The organism is Arthrobacter sp. BG3, assembly GCF_056680185.1.
Map to the genome: position 1 here is coordinate 118,894 of NZ_CM155270.1, position 17,933 is coordinate 136,826.

At 63.4% G+C, this 17,933-nt stretch carries 15 protein-coding genes and 1 pseudogene; 12 read left to right on the forward strand and 4 right to left on the reverse strand.

The features are described 5' to 3' along the window. Window positions 1–202: 202 nt before the first annotated feature. A complete protein-coding gene (locus AC1MFL_RS00570) occupies window positions 203–841 on the reverse strand; it encodes an isochorismatase family protein (RefSeq protein ID WP_479812589.1) in 639 nt (212 codons plus the stop codon). 365 nt (window positions 842–1,206) lie between these two features. Here AC1MFL_RS00570 and AC1MFL_RS00575 point away from each other — a divergent pair, with 365 nt between their 5' ends. Next, complete coding sequence (locus AC1MFL_RS00575) at window positions 1,207–1,944, forward strand: GAF and ANTAR domain-containing protein (RefSeq protein WP_479812591.1); 738 nt, start codon at window positions 1,207–1,209, stop codon at window positions 1,942–1,944. Window positions 1,945–2,065: 121 nt separating this feature from the next. Here the strand turns inward: AC1MFL_RS00575 and AC1MFL_RS00580 are convergent, their stop codons facing one another. Then, the gene (locus AC1MFL_RS00580; RefSeq protein ID WP_479812593.1) at window positions 2,066–2,512 is read right to left on the reverse strand and encodes a DUF7144 family membrane protein; all 447 of its coding nucleotides are present in this window, start codon (window positions 2,510–2,512) and stop codon (window positions 2,066–2,068) included. Between the two features lie 609 nt (window positions 2,513–3,121). Between AC1MFL_RS00580 and AC1MFL_RS00585 the strand changes: the two genes are divergently transcribed. The 4 genes from AC1MFL_RS00585 to AC1MFL_RS00600 all read left to right on the forward strand — a co-directional run bounded on the left by AC1MFL_RS00585 (window position 3,122) and on the right by AC1MFL_RS00600 (window position 5,905). Then, window positions 3,122–3,418, forward strand: coding sequence for a hypothetical protein (locus AC1MFL_RS00585; protein ID WP_479812595.1), 297 nt, complete (start codon window positions 3,122–3,124; stop codon window positions 3,416–3,418). 59 nt (window positions 3,419–3,477) lie between these two features. Next, window positions 3,478–3,651, forward strand: a complete 174-nt coding sequence (locus tag AC1MFL_RS00590) for a hypothetical protein (protein WP_479812597.1) — start codon at window positions 3,478–3,480, stop codon at window positions 3,649–3,651. Between the two features lie 94 nt (window positions 3,652–3,745). Continuing rightward, window positions 3,746–4,090, forward strand: coding sequence for a hypothetical protein (locus AC1MFL_RS00595; protein ID WP_479812599.1), 345 nt, complete (start codon window positions 3,746–3,748; stop codon window positions 4,088–4,090). Window positions 4,091–4,768: 678 nt separating this feature from the next. Further along, window positions 4,769–5,905 (forward strand): IS701 family transposase, encoded by a 1,137-nt coding sequence (locus AC1MFL_RS00600; protein ID WP_479811773.1) that lies wholly within the window; start codon window positions 4,769–4,771, stop codon window positions 5,903–5,905. A gap of 172 nt (window positions 5,906–6,077) precedes the next feature. On the opposite strand, the pseudogene AC1MFL_RS00605 reads toward AC1MFL_RS00600, so the two are convergent. Both AC1MFL_RS00605 and AC1MFL_RS00610 read right to left on the reverse strand, forming a co-directional pair. Then, a pseudogene (locus AC1MFL_RS00605) lies at window positions 6,078–6,975 on the reverse strand (IS5 family transposase). Between the two features lie 674 nt (window positions 6,976–7,649). Beyond that, entirely contained in the window at window positions 7,650–8,273 is a 624-nt protein-coding gene (locus tag AC1MFL_RS00610; protein WP_479812601.1) for a TetR/AcrR family transcriptional regulator, read from the reverse strand. 82 nt (window positions 8,274–8,355) lie between these two features. On the opposite strand from AC1MFL_RS00610, the gene AC1MFL_RS00615 reads away from it, so the two are divergent. The 7 genes from AC1MFL_RS00615 to AC1MFL_RS00645 all read left to right on the forward strand — a co-directional run bounded on the left by AC1MFL_RS00615 (window position 8,356) and on the right by AC1MFL_RS00645 (window position 17,932). Further along, window positions 8,356–9,609 (forward strand): glycosyltransferase, encoded by a 1,254-nt coding sequence (locus tag AC1MFL_RS00615; protein ID WP_479812603.1) that lies wholly within the window; start codon window positions 8,356–8,358, stop codon window positions 9,607–9,609. Window positions 9,610–10,074: 465 nt separating this feature from the next. Further along, complete coding sequence (locus tag AC1MFL_RS00620) at window positions 10,075–10,209, forward strand: hypothetical protein (RefSeq protein WP_479812605.1); 135 nt, start codon at window positions 10,075–10,077, stop codon at window positions 10,207–10,209. Window positions 10,210–10,604: 395 nt separating this feature from the next. Continuing rightward, the gene (locus AC1MFL_RS00625) at window positions 10,605–10,823 is read left to right on the forward strand and encodes a hypothetical protein (protein WP_479812607.1); all 219 of its coding nucleotides are present in this window, start codon (window positions 10,605–10,607) and stop codon (window positions 10,821–10,823) included. 1,200 nt (window positions 10,824–12,023) lie between these two features. Beyond that, window positions 12,024–13,408 (forward strand): IS3 family transposase gene (locus AC1MFL_RS00630; RefSeq protein WP_479812609.1). Its coding sequence is split into 2 segments (ribosomal slippage): window positions 12,024–12,342 and window positions 12,342–13,408, totalling 1,386 coding nucleotides; the frame shifts between segments, so codons are not numbered across the junction. Window positions 13,409–14,415: 1,007 nt separating this feature from the next. Further along, window positions 14,416–16,023: an ABC transporter substrate-binding protein gene (locus AC1MFL_RS00635; RefSeq protein ID WP_479812611.1), complete on the forward strand. Its 1,608-nt coding sequence runs from the start codon at window positions 14,416–14,418 to the stop codon at window positions 16,021–16,023. Next, complete coding sequence (locus AC1MFL_RS00640; RefSeq protein ID WP_479812613.1) at window positions 16,020–16,970, forward strand: ABC transporter permease; 951 nt, start codon at window positions 16,020–16,022, stop codon at window positions 16,968–16,970. The genes AC1MFL_RS00635 and AC1MFL_RS00640 overlap by 4 nt, the downstream gene beginning before the upstream one ends. Next, entirely contained in the window at window positions 16,970–17,932 is a 963-nt protein-coding gene (locus AC1MFL_RS00645) for an ABC transporter permease (RefSeq protein WP_479812615.1), read from the forward strand. Before AC1MFL_RS00640 ends, AC1MFL_RS00645 begins: the two co-directional genes overlap by 1 nt. Window position 17,933 lies beyond the last annotated feature (1 nt).

The following is a 17,933-nucleotide window of genomic DNA, read 5'->3' on the forward strand; positions in this document are numbered from 1 at the left end:
CGCTTCTTTGCCCTGAAAAACTTGACCCTGCCGGGGAAGATCGACCGCAGCTGCACACTGGTCCTGGCCGCGCCCGTTACGGACTCCAGGGCACGCCCGCACGGCGCACTGAGTCTTCATGCTCCGCATAACGATTCCACCTCCCTTCATCCCCTTCATGGTCCGCTCGGCCGAGAGCCCCATGACCCGCCGGGAAAGCCGGCTATGCCCGGGTCAGGTGTGCAGCCCCGGCTATTGCCGAGCTTCCGAGATCGCTCTTTTTCAGAGCCTGCCGGGCTTCAAGGGCATCGGCCCAGGCATCGGTCGTGCTGACGGCGGCCCAGTTTGAGTTCAACAGCGTGAGCTGCGTGGTGTGCACTGTTTTTGCGTCGGCGAACCCTGCGTCGTTCGCGAGGTTGATGGCCCCGGTGGCATCTGAGAGAACTTCGGTGTTGAAGCCGAGGAACTCCGCTTCAACGGCCGAGGCGAGGATGCAGCTGTTCGTCATGTAGCCCACGAGGGTGACGGTGTCGATGTCATGCCGGCGCAGCCAACCGGCGAGATCCGTGTCAGCGTAAACAGAGCCGTAGTGCTTGATGACGCCCTTCCATGTATCGGTCCTGCGGCGTTCGATGTCGGGGTGAAGTTCAAATTCCGGTGTGCCCGGTGCGAAGACCGGTGCGCCTTCGCCTGCACTGTGTTGTACGGCCGCGATGGGGATCCCTGCAGCGGCAGCAGCGTCGACAGCCCGCACGATCATCGCTAAAGACTCCTCGTGCGGCGGGTACTGGATCTCGAGTGGTCCGTTGAAGTACTGCTGCTGGACGTCGACGAGGATGAGGGCGCGACGAGGGGTGCTCATGATGTTCTCCCGGATAGCGGTTAGTTAGCTGACCGCCTAACGGCGACCCTTCCATCTTCCGCAATCCACGCCGGGGGCCACCAGCGGCACGAGGGCCCGTATACGATTAATTCAGGCCAAAGGCGCTCCAAACCCCTTAACGCGATCAATATTTGGCTGCAGCGCGCGTCCCTCGTCGCAGCTCATGCCATGGGGTACGTCGCTGCGGCCCCAGGAATTTGTCGGCGCCTGTCACCACGGAACGAGTACCCGCGGAGCGACCCGCGCTGTCCCGGCCGCTCACGGCCGACGGGAGGCGAATCCGCCACAGCCATCCGATACAGGAAGACAGCGCACACGGGCCCTGTGCGTCGTATTCTGGGGCCATGACAAGTCCTTCCGATGAATCCGCCGTCTCAGATCTCCAAGAGCTCATCACGGAATCAGGCACCGTCAGCGAGTTCCTGAACCAGCTAACGCTCTTCGCGACCCGGACCATCAGCCCGGCCATCGGACATCCGGTCGAGTGCGCCGTGGCGTTGCGGCGGCGCCGGCGCACCATCACGATCGCCGGAAGCAGCGAGCAAGCACGCACCCTGGACCAGATCGAGCAGGCCCTCGGCGGCGGCCCCTGCACGCTGGCACTGAAAACCAACACCACGGTCCTGCTCAACGACGTCAACCGCGACCCGCGCTGGCCCGACTTCCAACGCGAACTCACAACCCGCGGCTACCACGCCGTCCTCGGAATCCCGCTCAAGCTCGGCAAAGATTCCTGGGCCGCACTTGACCTGTTCGCGCCCGCCGCCGGGGCCTTCACCCCGGCAGCCATCGCCATCGCCGAAAACTTCGCCAGGATCGCCGGCGACGCATTGCGCCTGGCCGTCCGGATAGGAACCGAACAGCTCCTGGCCGAAGACCTCAAAGCCGCCATGACAAGCCGGTCAACGATCGACCTCGCCTGTGGAGCCATCATGGCCCAAAACCGCTGCAGCCAGGAAGCAGCCTTCGCCATCCTGACCCGGGCCTCAAACCACCGGAACCAAAAACTACACCAAGTCGCCGAAGAACTGCTGCTCGGGCTCTCCGGCAACGTGCCGCCAAGTGCCCGGTTCGATGCCTGAACAACAACCCTGACTTCCCCGCACTTCCAAACAACACGCACCGCGTATCCCACGAGTCACCCTGCACCTGCACGCCGGCCCGCGGACGACCTCAGCCTGAGATGGTGATTGCGTTTCCGGTTTAGGAGCTGACGTTCGGCGGCGTTTCTCCGGCCCGTAGCTCCTCGCCGTGGGCGATGACTGCGTAGATAATCAGCACGTCGATGACGATCACGATGACGGACCACCACGCCTGCACCGGAATGAGCATCAGCTGAACGACCACGCTGAGACCGGCAACGACGACAGCGACGATTCGAGCCCACGTTGCACCGGAGATGAGCGCGAGGGAGGTGAGGGTCAAGAACACTCCGAGAGCCACATTCCACCAGCCCCACCCCTGCGCATCGGAAAGGAACAGGGCGCCCGGGGTCGACAAATAGTAAGCATCGGGACCGGTGAGCGAAACGAGACCCAGACAGCCGCTGAAAAAGCCGTTGATGATAAGAATGACTCCGGCGAAATGGACCCAACCGGTCCAGCCAGTTGAAGCAACAGTGTGACGGCCAGCAGTACGCATTTTGCTCATTTTGTCGACCGCTTTCCGCTAAATGCCCTGCCGTCGGCCTCGTGGCCGGCGCAGACCTGTCGCGAAGCCAGTACCGGTTCCGCTGATGTTCCCGTGATGGCAACAACCGGATCCGGCAGCCGGATTTGGGAAGGGATTGAAAGTTAGTCATGACTTTCATGACACGGTTCAACCCAAGCCCGGCATCCACCCCTTTCGAGGGGCGCGACGCACTGCTCCACCCCAAGGCGGCCCGGCTGGTGCGGCGGTCCGGGCGAAGACCCAGACCCTGCCCGGACCACCTACCCCGGCTTCAACCGCATCCATAGAAACGCACCGCCGCGGTATTTCCATGCTTATCCCGGGTCAATGGACCTCAGTTAGGGTCAAACGGCCTTCCCACCCTCTCCTGGAGCTCCTGGAGCGAGATGCTGCGCCGGGGCCCTCATGAAGGAGGGCCTTCCGGGGGGCGCAGCGAGGCACCTTTCGCTCTTGTTGCAGAGCCCTGATCAGACCAGCAGCACCAACCGCGTGACCTGCGGCACAAAGACAGATTGCCTGCAGCAATCCCGGTACTCTGGGAGAGGTCAAGAGAGCGGCCGTCAGTGCTTCGTAGAGGACGCTTTCCCTATGACCGCAAAACTCGCCGTCACCGTTGCCGTCGACATGGACGCAACGACCGTTACGCTCAGATCCGCCGGAAGATTCACCCCCAACAACGTCCGGGCCGTCCTCGCTTTAGTGGGCCGCGCCGGCCGCGTCCTGCCCGGCTTTGCCATTCACCTTGACCTGGACCTGCTGCACACCGGGCACCCTGAGGCTGTTCGGACGCTCACGAACTCCGGAGTGCGAATTCTTTCCCCACATCCGTTGGACGCCAGTCCCGGGCACCGCCGTCCGGACCTCACAGCGAAGCTGGCAGCGTGATCGACAGGGCCGCGCCAGGACGCCGGGACAGGGTATTCCATACCTTCAGACGGTGGCCCATGATGCCGACAGACGACCTGGTGAAATTGCGCCAATCGCTGCGGCATGTTCAGGACCTCGGAGGACCCACGGCAGCCGGGGAGCTCCTCGTGCTCGTCGAATTCGAACTCCAGCGGCGCGCCCACGCCCCGCAAGAGGAGCACGCCTCCGGGCCAAGCCCGGGACCGCAATAGCCCCGGCGCGGATATGGCCCAACAAACCCGTTGGGGGTGGGCCATACGGCAATGCCGGGTCGACACAATGCTATCTGTGGTGTTTGCTTAGCCCATGGGAGCCTCCACCTCGGGCGCCGACAGTGGCGATCCTAACGATCAATCCGAGCTGTGCCATTTGACTAAAGACGAATCCGACGATCTCGACCGAGTACGACGCGGGGAGAAGACCCAGAAGATTCTCGAGGACGCGAGCGGCCGGGATGATGAAGCAACGGCACGAGACGCCGTCGCCGATGAACGGGAGCGGGTCGCCGATTTGGAGGCTTTCACAGACCCGAACAGTACCTACGCCGGGCAGGGTGAGCGTCGGGCTGCGGCCCATGACCGGGCCGATTCGAAAGCGGACCGTGAATCCTCAGCCGAGGATCGTATTCACCTCAGTGAGGACGACCACTGAAACAGCCCGCCCACTCGCGGCCTGTTGACCTTTGATTTCATTGAACCGTTCCCTGTGCCCGGCGCCGGGGGGCACGGCGAAGTGCAACGAATCCCGGACATCCATGCGCTCGACGAACACGGATACATGACCTTGATCTGCAGGTGGGGTGACCTGAAGGGTGCGGGACGTGCCAAATATTTGAAGACATGACGAGCGGCACCAAGGCCGGCCGGTCGGGCCTCGCCAAGGCGTTGGAAACGCTCCGGGAGGGTGACACGCTCATCGTGGAAGCTGGAACGTCTTGGCCGCAAGGTGACGGACCTGCCGGATGTCGCCGGCGGCCTGAACGAACGCGGCAGCGGTTTTGCCAGCCTCACGGACTCGATCGAAACCACGACCGCCTCCGGGCGGTTTCGTCCTCAACGTAGTGGCTTCCCTGACGCAGATGGAAAGCGAGCTCATGGTCGAGTGCACGAGGGGCTTTCCCGTTTTTACGCGAAACCGCAGCCCCTGCACCGTGGTGCCTCATGGGGCGTCTGGCCGAGAGGCTGTTCTTAGGGTCCCAATCAGATCCACACACTCGGTCTGTGTGAGGGACTAGTACTACAGTTGCGTTTAATTTTGGCTGTATCGGCGGTTTAACCGGACTTTCCGCTCGCGGCCTGTTAATCGTTGGTGGTGAGTGATGATATTTGTGTGGCGGACGTAGAAGAGTGGGCCGAAGGTCTGGAAGAAATCGGCGATCTGATTGGGCACCGGTTTGCCCGGTCCGAACCGCGGCGAAACGCTGTGGGGTATGTGCGAGGGCTGCTGTCGGACGAGGAACGCAAGAACTCCTGGACCCTGTCCGAACGCGCCGGGCACGGCACCCCGGATGGCATGCAACGCCTGCTCTCGACCACCGACTGGGACCCGGACGCCGTGCGGGATGACCTGTATGCCTACGTCAACCGCCACCTGGGCGATCCGGACGGGATCCTGATCATTGACGAGACCGGATTCCTCAAGAAGGGTGCCGCCTCAGCCGGGGTCGCACGCCAGTATTCGGGCACCGCCGGGCGCGTGGAGAACTGCCAGATCGGGGTGTTCCTGACGTACTCCGCCCCGGCTGGGCGCACCCTGCTGGACCGGGAACTCTACCTGCCTAAAGCCTGGGCCGATGACCGGGAAAGATGCGCCCGGGCCGGGATCCCCAAAACCCGGGAATTCGCCACGAAACCGGTACTGGCAGCGGACATGATCGACCGCGCCCTGGATGCCGGGATCCCTGCCCGCTGGGCCACCGGGGACGCGGTCTACGGGCAGCACACGGGGCTGCGCCGCCGTCTGGAAGCCAAGGGGTTGCACTACGTGCTGGCGATTCCCATGAACCAGAACGTCATCGCCCCCACCACCGGGATCGGCGAGCAATGGCGCGCCGATAGGCTCATCGCCTCGCTGCGCGCCAATGCCTGGCGGACCCGGACGGCCGGGGCCGGGACCAAGGGCGACCGCCGGTATTCCTGGGCACGCACCCGCATCAACGGACCCGCCGAAACAGGGGAACACTGGCTATTGGCCCGCCGCTCCCTGAAAGACCCCTCCGATCTGGCTTACTACATCTGCCATGGCCCGAACCGGGTCTCGCTGGCCGAGCTGGTGAGGATCGCCGGCGCCCGCTGGGCCATCGAGGAAACCTTCCAAACCTCCAAAGGGGAAACCGGACTGGACCACTACCAAGTGCGCCAATACACCGGCTGGTACCGCCACATCACCCTCTCCATGTTCGCCCAGGCCTTCCTGACTGTGGTCCGCTCCAAAAAAGGGGCCCTGCCGCCGGAGACATGGAACTGATCCGGCTCTCGCTGCCCGAAATCAGGCGGCTGCTCGTCCGGCTCGTCTGGCACCGCACCACCAGTCCAAAGCGCGTCCTGGAACACTCAACCTGGCGACGAAAACACCAACACCGCGCACGACATAGTCATTACAAAGCCCGCGGACATACCCCATAAACGCGACTGTAGTACTAGGGCATGTCTCCTAATTCCTTGAGCCAGATGGTGATGGCGCGGAGGACGACTCCGCCGCGGTAGGTCAGGGCGAGCTTGTCGTACCGGGTGGCGAGTCCGCGCCATTGCTTGAAGATGTTGAAGGACCGTTCGACGACGTTTCGTCGCTTGTAGGCTTCCGTGTCCAGCCCTACTGGTCTGCCGCCTTTGCTGCCGCGGCGTTTGCGGTTCGCTTCCTGATCGGAGCGTTCCGGGATCACCGCCTGGATGCCGCGCCGGCGCAGAAGATCCCGGTTGGCCTTTGAGGAGTACGCCTTATCCGCCAGGGCCCGGGCCGGGCGGGAACGGGCCCGGCCCGGACCCAGCCGGGGAACGCTGAGGGAGTCCAGCAGGTGCGGGAACATTGGGGAGTCCCCGCCCTGCCCGGGACCGAGCAGCATGACCAGCGGGCGCATCTTGCCGTCGCAGAGGTGATGGATCTTCGTTGTCAGCCCGCCGCGGGACCTGCCGATCCCGTGGTCAGGCGGTTCCTCTAACAGATTCATGTAATTCGACAGGTCCCCCTGTGTGGCGGGTGAGGTTCGTGGCGTGCTGGTGGGCCCGGTTGACCGTGGAGTCCACGGAGACTTCCCAGTCGATCATCCCGGCCGCGTCGGCCTCCGCCAGGATCCGGGAGTGGATTTTGTCCCAGGTTCCGTCGCCACTGAAGCGGCGGTGGCGTTTCCAGACTGTCTGCCACGGGCCGAAGGTCTCCGGCAGGTCGCGCCAGGGAATTCCCGCCCGGAAACGGTAGATGATGCCTTCAACGATCAGCCGGTGGTTTTGAAACGGTCTCCCACGGCTCCCGTCGGAGCTGGGCATCAAGGATTCAATCCGCTCCCATTGGGCATCGGTCAGGACGGCAGTACGCGACATGATTCAAGCATGCCAAAGCAGACGAGACCCAATTGGGAGACACGCCCTAAGCCCCTGTTGACCCGCTGTTTGTGCCTCTAGCGTGGCGACATAGCTCCTAACTGGCAATTATCGCTGGGTTGGGATAGCAGCTGTGTGGATCGCATGGAGAAAGGACGGCAAGTGACAGATGTTATGAGGCGTGAGCGCTTGACCGCCCTGTGTGGCAAGTGCGGTGAGACGTGCAAAGAGTATTCCGCGGCCGTGAGGGGAAATGGCTGGAATTGCCTCTGGTGTGGCTACCTGTCTCAGGATGAGATGGAGGGCATCGCTCAACGGGAAAACCCAAAGTACAGTGACGGGTCGCCAGTCCTCTGGTTGCCAGAGACGCCGCTCCAGCGCCCCATGAGGGCCAGGGACTGGGCGCTGAACGGCCTGACAAGCGGAGGTTGACCAGAGGCGGCCAAGCCGCTGGCGCGTTCGCGGTTCGTGACTCTGCGACGGTACTGCTGCTCTGAGCCGTGTCCCTGGGATTGAGGGGTTTTCGGCGGGAGCCGGGAACAGCAGAGTCTGATTTCTTCCGGCAGCAGGCAGCATGGGTTGGATCCGACGCATAGGACGGGCCCAGTAATTATGCCCGCCCGCGGTGTGGAGGCACCGCGGTATGCCTTAAGGGCGTCGGTGGTCTTCGTGTCCTACCTACCGTTTCGGGGCAGGAGGCCGCGAAGAACGAGGTCTTTAAGGAGTGCGGTGGCTCGGTCCGGTTCCCAACCGTGGACGGTCCGCATGCGGAGATAGGTGCCCGGCACGATGCTGAACAGCAACACGGCCGCAGCTGCCGGGTCCGGCTGCTCGGCAAGGGTGGTGTCGGCGGCGCCGTCACGCAGTAGCCGTTCGAACGGAGCAATGTAGACCTCCGTGGTTGCGGCCGACATCTGGCCCCCGATGGGGGTCAGGTCTCCCAGACCCGGATGTGTACCCGGGCCGACACCGGGCTGCGGGGATGACTCGAGCGCGGCGACCAGCGGAAGGTGCAGCTCAAGGGCGGCGCAGCAGGCGTGCAGCGCCGCGCAGAGCCGCTCCGCCCCACTGCCTGGCCCGGTGAGTGCTGGCCACATCGCGGACTGCCACCCCTGCGTAGCCCGGTCAGCCAGGGCCGCGACAAGATTCTCCTTGGTCACGCCGCGTCGGTATAAAGTCACCCGTGACAATCCCGCCGTGTGGGCGACGCGCTCCAGGGTGAGTTCCTGCCACCCGTGCTCGGCCAGAACCTCGGCGGCAGCGCGGAGGATGTCCTCGTTCAAGGCCGGTTCGCTCATAAGCGTTGCCTTTCTGAATCATAGACGTTACATTAAAGTATCATTACGGTTCACTCTTTGCCCCACTGTCCGAAGGAGCCGCGTGCGCATCGTCGTCGTAGCCAATGACACCCGAGGCGGCGTGCAACCCTACATCGCGTTGGGCGCCGGGCTCCAGGAGGCCGGACACAACGTGCGCGTGGTGGCACCGGCGGACTTCGCGTCGATGGCCACCAGCCGGGGTCTGGCCTTCTCAGGGCTCTCGGGCAACGCCCAGGCCGATGCCCGGCGTGTGGGGTCGATGTCCAAGCGCGGCCCGATCGCGAGCATGCGTGCGGTGGCGGGCGAAATGACCACCCGCATGGAGGCCTGGACCAGGGAAACGCTCGAGGCGGGCGAGGGGGCCGATCTGCTAACCGGCGGAGTGGGCGGCATGGTCGTCGGGCTCTCGGTCGCCGACAAGCTCGGTGTTCCCTTCATCCCCACGCACCTGCAGCCGGTTGATGCCCCAACTGGCGACTACCCTGGCGTCCTGTTCGCGGGAATGCCGACTTGGCTCGGGCGCCCGGGGCGACGCCTTGGCCACACCCTGTCGGATCTGGCTCTCTGGACGCCGTTTAAGCGCCCCATGATGTCGGCACGATCCTCCGTGCTCAAGCTGAGCGGACCGCCTACCGCAGCGAACGGCCAGCCCGTCCTCTACGGCTTCAGCCCGCGGCTGTTACAGGTGCCAAACCGGCCCGGGACCGAGCGCCATGTCACCGGCTACTGGTTCGCCGACTCATCCAATTGGACTCCGCCTCCGGCGCTCGAGGAGTTCCTCGCCCGGGAGGGCCCGGTGGTGAGCATCGGGTTCGGCAGTATGACCGGCGAGGACCCGGCCCGGTTCACGGCGAGCGTGCTCTCCGCCGTGCGTGCCGCCGGCGTGCGGGCGGTGTTGTTGTCCGGCTGGGGCGGGCTGGCATCGATACCGGAAGCCGACGACATGTTCGTGGCGGATGCCGTCCCGCATGACTGGTTGTTCCCCCGCGTTGCGGCCGCGGTGCACCACGGCGGCGCGGGCACCACGGGGGCTGCCCTGCGGGCGGGCATACCGGCGATCGTGATCCCGTTCGGCGCGGACCAGCCGTTCTGGGGAGCCCGGGTCTCGGCACTGGGTGCCGGACCGACACCCATTCCGCGACGCCAACTCACGAGCGAACGGCTGGCCGCAGCGCTCAGCGACACGCTGGCGGACACGGCCATGCGGTCCAGGGCCGCGGCCTTCGGAGCCGAGATTCGGGCTGAGGACGGTGTCGCTGCAGCGGTCGTGCAATTCGACCGGATTGAGCGTCAAGACACAGTCTCCCCTATCTGACACCGCACCGGCTGACCGGCAGCTGTCCATGGAGGAAATAGGCCTACCGGACATGAACCGGCCGTCTCGCTCAAGAGTGATGTCGCGGTTTTCGTTAGAGCTCCTTGACGTTTGTGGCCCTATGAGTTCTGGCTCAGCGACTCAGTCCTCTGGAGCCAGAGGAAAAAACGCCCTAGTTTCGGACACGTCCCGGAGGGACTATGCAGAAATAAGCGAGAACGCACAGCACCCTTAGGGCGCTTCTCCCCCGGCGGCGAGGCCGAATACGTGCCGACTCCGACTGGAGATCATCCCGGCAACCCGCACCCGCAGCGTATGAGCACCGCGGGCCAGCATCGCCGGGATTCAGAGGAAGAGCTTGACCACAAAGATCGCGAAGCCAGGGTAAGGCCGTTGGCTGAGCCTGCTTCGCCATCGTTTGTGCTCGCGGTACCGGAAAAAGACGTCCCGCACCGGAGGAAATCGATGGACGTCAACGTTCTGCGCCGGGCGGCCACGGACGGTCTGGACGACCGACATTTCACCCTGCTGGATCTCTCGCTCGGCTTCTGGGCACACGGAGGCTGCGCAGAGGCGTGGGACCTTAACGCTACGGCCTGACGACCCTGTCAGGCGCGGACATCCTCGGTCTGGCCTAAACGCTACGAATATCCGAAAGGCTTCTATCTTCGCGTCGCACACGGTCAAGCGTGGCTGCGCGGCTACCGACGCGACGACGAGAACACGTGGTCCCCCGATGATCGGTTCATCTTCCAGCTTCCGCCGCCGCCCGCTTGAACCCAGCCGGGTGCCGGCCCGGTGGCGCTGGCTTACGGGCGCGCTCGAATCGACGGAGCAGTGCTGTCCTACCAGCGCACCATCCGAAACTCGACCACGTGGGACGTCGGCATCCGGTGGAGGATCCCCCACCGTGCCGCTCGTGGACGGTAGCGTTGGACTATGTCTCTGCTCGTCCGTCCTTCGGTTGCCTGCATCCGGCGTGGCTAGGATTCCGCGTGTTCGTCGATCGGCTCTTCCCCAAGGAAGCGTCGCCTGGCGATGAAGGCTGCACCTTTCGGTGGATCGTCGAGGACGGCGAAGTCCTCGGGGGAATCGCTCTGCGTCACGAATCCGCACAGGACGTGGACGTGCTGGGAAACTTGGGCTACGGGCTCCGCCCGTCCGCCAGAGGCCGCGGCCTCGGTGAACCCGAGCTTCGCCGCGACGCGCGCTGATTGGTCATTGGCGGTCTGAGAACAGAGAACCCCCGGCTCGCCGGGGAGCGCGTATCAATGAACGACCGCCGCGATCGCCGCAGGCGCTCGGTACTGATCCGGTCTGGGTCGTCGCCGCGCTGCGCGCCCAGCATGCGTTGAGGCCGGCGGCCGAGATCGTCGGGACTGATTAAGGGCAACGTGGCCAGCTCCCACTGCCAAAACAGCGAGGACAGCGACGCCGGATACCCAGAAGCAGGATGCGCCGATGACAGGGATAATAATGGCTGCAGCGCCGAGTTAGCTGGTGAGAAGGCAGAGGCAGCAAAGCGCACCAGTTTCTGCAACTCGCCCTCTAGGCCGGCCCGCCCTGCCTACTGGCCAGGCTCAGCGAGCTCATGATCAGCTCCGGATCCGTTGCCATGTCATGCCGTCCCCTCCGGATTCCTTCATGAACTGGTATCAGAGCGGAAATTCCGGACCGGCCGCAACCCTTGGTCGAACTAAGGAATATTCAGCAAGTCATGTTGTAGACGGCCCTAGCCACCATGAAGTAGTGAAAGCGAAAACCCGACGGAAGGACGAACGAGGATGAACACCCAAAAGAGACCCCCCAGGGCGGTACCCGCTCCGCCGTAGTGAGCCGCTCCCCCACACAACCAAATAGGCCGTACCCGGGACCCCACACACCCGGAACATCAGATCAGAGGCGAGAGTGTGCACAATGTGCACACGAAAAAAGCACTAAAAAGCCTCTGACCTGCGGAAACACTGTGCCCGAGGTGGGACTCGAACCGGGTTCCAGCCCTTGATTTTCCGCCACTCCCCCGAAAACCTCCGCAATCCGGCCCAGTCCGGCACCAGTACGACCCGATCCGAGGCCCAGGGTGTGCACATTGTGCACACCCTTTTTTGACCACTGTGATGCACCAAACAGCAAAAGGGCCGCAGCCCTGTCGGCATGGAGGAAGCCGGTCTGATCCGCGCCGTGATTCCACCCGGTGTCACCCAAATGCCCGAGCCTTGGCCGGGGCTCGGCCTCGACTGAGCACCAACATCAGGGACAGCGGATGACTGGGAATCAACGAGCGCCACCCTACGTGTCAGGCTGGAACGGTACCAAGGGCTCATAGCAAGTCCGCTTAATCGCGTGGGGCGAGAACGAGGAATCCAGTAATCATGTCCAGTCCAGTTTTGAGTGCCGTAGGCCAAGATGGTCCTATGAACAGTCCCGGACCGCGTTCTGGTGGACCGACCCAGCGACGGTCGTTCACCCCAGTGCAGAAGCTTGAATATTTGGCCTCGTACGAGGCGGCATGCCAAGGCAACGAAGGGGGTGCGTTCCTGCGCCGCGAGGGCCTGTATTCCTCGCAGATGACTGAATGGCGCCGGCTCCGTGATGCAGGCGTTTTGGCGGGCAAGAAGCCCGGGGAGACAATCGGGAAGCTGTCGGCGGAGCAGGCTGAGATCGCGCGGTTGCGCCGCCAGCTGGGGGTGAGTGAGAGCCGGTTGAAACGATCCGAGGCAGCCCTGGGAATCATGGAAAAACTCTCGGCGTTCTTAGAGAACGCCATTCAGGAATCACCGGACGAGCCGAAGTCCAAGATGAACTGATGGCCGCCTACCACGGCCTGCGCCAACAACAGGTCCCCACCCGGCGGGCGGCCTCCCTGACCGGCGTCTCACGCACCACGGTTTACCGCAAGATCTCACCGCCCCGGGAGGCGGCGGCGGTGACGCCACCGAACAAGCTCAGCCCTGCCGAGCGGGCTGCGGTGTTGGCGGTGTTGAACGCCCCCGAGTTCGTGGACCTGGCCCCGATGCAGGTCTATGCGAAGCTCCTGGATGCGGGCGTCTATCTGGGTTCATTGTCAACGTTCTACCGGGTGTTGGAGGAGAACAAACAGGTCAAGGAACGCCGCCGCCTGGCCAAGCACCCTCCCCGGGCCGTTCCCGAACTCGTGGCCACCGCCCCGGGCCAGGTGCTGACGTGGGACATTACGAAGCTGGCCGGGCCCGTGAAGGGCAGATACTACGACTGCTACATGATGGTCGACATCCACTCCCGCTTCATTGTCGGCGCGCACGTGCACGCCAGCGAATCTGCGGTTCTAGCGGTGGAGATGATGAAGGAAATCTTCGGTATCCACGGCATCCCGCAAGTGGTGCATGCGGATCGGGGGACCTCGATGACGTCCAAGACTGTGGCCGCGCTGCTCTCGGACTTGGAGGTCACCCGGTCACATTCCCGGCCCCGGGTGAGCAACGATAATCCGTACTCAGAAAGCCTCTTCAAGACCATGAAATACGGGCCCATGTTTCCCGAACGCTTCGCTTCACTTGGCGATGCCAGGGCCTTTATCAGCGAGTTTGTGGACTGGTACAACCATCACCACCAGCATTCCGGGATCGGCTTCCACACGCCCGCGAACGTCCATTACAGGCTCGCCGCCGGCATCGCCAAGGAACGCTCCGCAATCCTCGCCGCAGCGAGGGCGAGACACCCCAACCGCTTCACCAAAACCACCGACCCCAAAATCCTGGCCCTGCCCGGGCCCGCATGGATCAATCAGCCCAAGGAAAACACTGAACAGTCAGCCGCCTAACTCCCGTTGGTACCGTTCAGCTTGAAAAATTCCGCCATGGTGTTGCACCTCCTTCGTACATCTCGTGGCGGAGTGAATAGAACCCCTCATGACCAGAACCCTCTGCCCGGGAGCACGGCGGAACCCATCGAGTCCCCAGAACGACGGAAGATCCATTATCGGCACCCGAACCACGGGAGTTGCGGTGGCCGCGAAGACTCCCGTTCTACCGCTGCGGCAGAATCTGCCAGAAAAACCATCAGAGAAGGCTAGGCGCTTCGCCCGTAGGGCCCTGTCACTACAAGGACCACGTCACCGGCCACGCCGGAGCGCAACTTGCGTTTGCACTGGGAATTCCATAGATGAACCCCCTCAGCAAGTTTCGGTGAAATACCCGGATCGACGGGCTTGTCTTGGTTGTCCATAACGGTCCCCCGCAGTTCCGCCAGAACTCCGGTCGTATCTTGATTCGAGTATCTCCCGATAACGAATCGAGGCAGCTAATTGGAAATGCGGAAGCCAAGCTTTTCCGGCGCGCGACTCCCGGCTCATTGGGGCCCGCGCCTGCTAGTTGACCCGGATGAATTGCGTTTAATGCAAGAAGTCCTATTGCGGTATGCAGATCCGTGCTGACATCGATTGGGCGTCGCGCACAACTCCCTCGGCTGTAACGCACGGCGCCCCTTACGGATCAATATTTCCCGCAGGTTTCCGGCCGTCGCCCTTTGTTTCGAATGCAGGTCGGACATTACGGCATGAAGAAACCCAGTGTTTACGAAATTGGATCTACAGCCGAAACATCGAACCGAAAGGGTTGTAAAACAAGTTCCCCGAACGATTGCGCGTGGACGATGTCCACGCCGGCCGGCCCCGGGGTTCCTGTAATGACCATTGGCCCCATTGCCTCCAGAACTGATTGACGTTCCTTCTTGTGCTGGCATGCGTGGTCTCCCGGTCCTCCGCTGTTCCCAGCCAAAGGCGTCAGTATCTACAAGAAAGTGACGCCTTATATGAGCTTTTCTACGCGCTTGGGTAAACGATCAGCCCGCTACAGTGCACTTGGCCTGGTTGCTGCCCTTGCCTTGACGGCGTGCGGCGGCGGCAGCGGAAGTAACACTGCCGCCAACAACACTCTGGTCATTGGCATCGAATCCGAACCTGACATCCTTGACCCCCAGGGCGGCGGCGGTTGGGTGACCTACCGCATCAGCCATCAAATGTTTGATGGGCTGGTCGCGGAGGATCTGTCCAAGCCGTCCTCCGAAGCCGCGGTCCCCGCATTGGCCCCCGGGCTGGCTACCAGCTGGGATATTTCACCTGATGGGCTCAGCTACACCTTCCACCTGCGCCAAGGCGTGAAGTTCCACGACGGGACCGAATTCAATGCTGACGCGGTGGCCTACAACATCCGCCGCATGTGGGACAAGTCAGCCCCGCAGTACAACGCGCGGGCCGCGGGCAACACGACCTTCGTCTGGCAACATCTCAGCGCCGTCGACGTCGTCGACAACGCCACCATCAAACTCACCCTCGACCAGCCCTTCTCGCCCCTCCTGCGGCTCATGGCCCAAGGCGGTTCCGGATCCACGGGCATCATTAGTCCCGCCGCGTTGAAGCAGTACGGCGACGCAATTGCGGACCACCCGGTGGGCACCGGCCCGTTCAAGTTCGAGGAGCGGATCCGCGGCGAACGCGTCAGCATGGTCCGCAACGACGACTACTGGGGCGGTGCGCCGAAGTTGGACCGGGTGGTGTTCAAACCGATTCCTGACGCCTCGGCCCGCGTCGCCTCGATCCGCAGTGGCGAAACCGACGTCATCGCCGTCCCGACCCCTGACAGCGTCTCAGGCCTGCAGTCCGACGGCTTCGAAATGGTCGACGCCACACCGCCGCACGTGTGGTTCTTTAGCGCCAACATGAACGAAGAACCGATGAAGAACCTGAAGGTGCGCCAGGCCATCAGCTATGCAATCGACCGGAAATCCCTCGCCACCGATATCCTCAAAGACACGGCGCTGCCCGCTTACCAGGTCCAGGCACCGGCCAACACCGGCTACCTCCAGTCCTCAGCGCCGGAGTACCCCTACGACCCGGCGAAGGCCAAGCAACTGCTGGCGGAAGCGGGTTACCCGAACGGCTTCACCACCACTATCGAAACCTCCGTGGACGGGTCCGGCCAGATGATTCCGGTCCCCATGGCCGAATTCATCAAGCAGAACCTCGAAAAGGTCGGCATCACGGTCAACATCAAGACCTATGAGTGGATCTCCTACATCTCGCACTTCAACGCCGGCCTGGAACCGGGTGTGGGGATGGCGCAGATGTCGTGGGGCATGAGCACTCCGTACTGGCTGAGCATCGAAACCAACAGCTCCCTCATTGCCCCCAACGGGCCCAATGCCGGGTACTACCAGAACGCTGACCTGGAGGGTGTTATCGCCCAAGCGGTCGCCGCAACAGATGAGGACACGGCGAACAAGTACTGGGAGCAGGCCAACCAGATGTCGACGGCGGACCTGCCGATGATCCCGATCGTCAATGACAAATCCCCGTACATCCTGTCCAAGCGGGTCAAGAACTTCGTCCTTCCCAGCGAGGAGTGGTACGACCTGACCAAAGTGGAGCTGGGCTCATGATCAAACTCTTGGCCAAGCGATCCTCGTCCGCCATCCTGGTCCTGCTTGGCGTCACCATCATCGTGTTCCTGCTGGTCCAGCTGGTCCCCGGTGACCCTGCCCGCGCCATTCTCGGAAACGGTGCAACCGACCAAGCTGTGCAGAGCCTGCGCCAGCAACTGGGACTGAATGACCCGCCGGCAGCGCAGTACATGAACTACCTAGGTGGCCTGCTGACCGGGGACTTGGGCAACAGCGTCAACCTTGGCAAGCCCGTGGCGGACGTCATCCTTCCCCGGTTGGGCAACACCCTTATCCTGACAGTGGCCGCGCTGGTCATTTCGGTCGGCCTCGGTGTACCGCTGGGACTCATCGCCGCCCGCTACCAGTACAGCATTTTTGACCGGCTGGCCATGGCGCTGTCCCTGGCCGGGGCCAGCCTGCCGGTTTACTGGGCAGCCCTGGCCGCCATCGCGATCTTCAGCCTGGCGCTGGACTGGTTCCCCACCGGCGGCATGTACAACGCCCGCATGCCGGGCGGAACACCCGACTTGGTCAACCACCTGATCCTGCCAGCAACAATCGCCGCACTGGTGCCCCTGGCGGTCATCGCCCGACTGACACGCAGCGTCGTCATCGACGCCCTCAACCAGGACTACATCCGGGTGCTGCGCGCCTCAGGAGTCAGCGAGAAAAGCATCCTCTGGAAGCACGCCGGACGGAACGTGCTTCCGCCCGTGGTCGGCATCGTGGGCCTGCAAGTTGGCTACCTACTCGGGGGAGTGATCTTCGTGGAGGTCGTCTTCCACTGGCCGGGACTCGGACAGCAGCTCTACACCTCCATCACAGCCCACGACCTGCCTATCATCCAGGCAGGAATCCTCTTCATCGCCCTGATGTTCGTCGTGATCAACCTCCTGACGGACCTCGCCGTTGCATTCCTCGACCCCAGAGGGGTGGCGTCCTGATGTCAGCTGAGATCATCACCAACGAAACCCGGCAAGAAACCCAGGTTCCACCCACACCCGAACCACCCGCAGAACGACAGCCTGTCACGGACAGCATTCCGGCCCGCCGCCAGTCCTCACGGAAAAGGCTCGCTCTACGCGCCTTCGCCCGGGACAAGGCAGCGGTCGTCGCCCTGGTCGTCCTGCTCCTGGCCGTGGGCGGCGCGATTCTCGCCCCGCTGCTGACCTCCTACGACCCGTACGCAGGGGACAGCTCCCGCCGGCTGGCGCCAATGTTCACTCCGGGCCACTGGCTGGGACTGGACGGCCAGGGCCGGGATATCTGGAGCAGGCTGCTGTACGGAGGCCGATACTCGCTCACCGTGGCGTTTGTGCCAGTGCTCTGCGTGTTCCCGATCGCGTTGGCCCTGGGCCTGTTCGCCGGTGCCACCAAGAGCCGGTTGGGTGGCATAGCGATGCGGGTGCTGGACGCTGTGTTCGCCTTCCCGATCGTCCTGCTGGCCCTGGCTCTCGCCGCCGTGTTTGGCGGGGGCCTGGGTAACGTGATGATGGCCATCGGCATCACCCTGCTGCCGTACATGACCCGGGTCGCCTACAACGCCACCGTGCAGGAAATCGGCAAGGAATACATCGAGGCGGCCCGGGCGGCTGGCGCCACCGGCGCCCAGATCCTGTTCAGGCAGCTGCTGCCCAACGTCATCTCCCCGTTGGTGGTCTACGCGACCTCCACCATGGGCCTGATGATCGTCACCGCTTCCGGACTGAGCTTCCTGGGCGTGGGCATTACCCCACCCACGCCCGACTGGGGTGTCATGACCTCCGACGGCAGTCAGGTATTGCTCGAAGGTTACGCGCACGTGGCCACTATTCCGGGCTTCGCCGTCCTCGTCGTCGCCCTTGCCTTCAACCTGCTCGGTGACGGCATCCGCGACGCCCTCGACCCGCACAAACAGACCAGCTAGG

Bases quoted from the DNA above. Each gene is read 5' to 3' on its own strand.
- AC1MFL_RS00570 (WP_479812589.1), bottom strand. From the start codon at position 841: ATGAGCACCCCTCGTCGCGCCCTCATCCTCGTCGACGTCCAGCAGCAG.
- AC1MFL_RS00575 (WP_479812591.1), top strand. From the start codon at position 1,207: ATGACAAGTCCTTCCGATGAATCCGCCGTCTCAGATCTCCAAGAGCTC.
- AC1MFL_RS00580 (WP_479812593.1), bottom strand. From the start codon at position 2,512: ATGAGCAAAATGCGTACTGCTGGCCGTCACACTGTTGCTTCAACTGGC.
- AC1MFL_RS00585 (WP_479812595.1), top strand. From the start codon at position 3,122: ATGACCGCAAAACTCGCCGTCACCGTTGCCGTCGACATGGACGCAACG.
- AC1MFL_RS00590 (WP_479812597.1), top strand. From the start codon at position 3,478: ATGATGCCGACAGACGACCTGGTGAAATTGCGCCAATCGCTGCGGCAT.
- AC1MFL_RS00595 (WP_479812599.1), top strand. From the start codon at position 3,746: ATGGGAGCCTCCACCTCGGGCGCCGACAGTGGCGATCCTAACGATCAA.
- AC1MFL_RS00610 (WP_479812601.1), bottom strand. From the start codon at position 8,273: ATGAGCGAACCGGCCTTGAACGAGGACATCCTCCGCGCTGCCGCCGAG.
- AC1MFL_RS00620 (WP_479812605.1), top strand. From the start codon at position 10,075: ATGGACGTCAACGTTCTGCGCCGGGCGGCCACGGACGGTCTGGACGAC.
- AC1MFL_RS00640 (WP_479812613.1), top strand. From the start codon at position 16,020: ATGATCAAACTCTTGGCCAAGCGATCCTCGTCCGCCATCCTGGTCCTG.
- AC1MFL_RS00645 (WP_479812615.1), top strand. From the start codon at position 16,970: ATGTCAGCTGAGATCATCACCAACGAAACCCGGCAAGAAACCCAGGTT.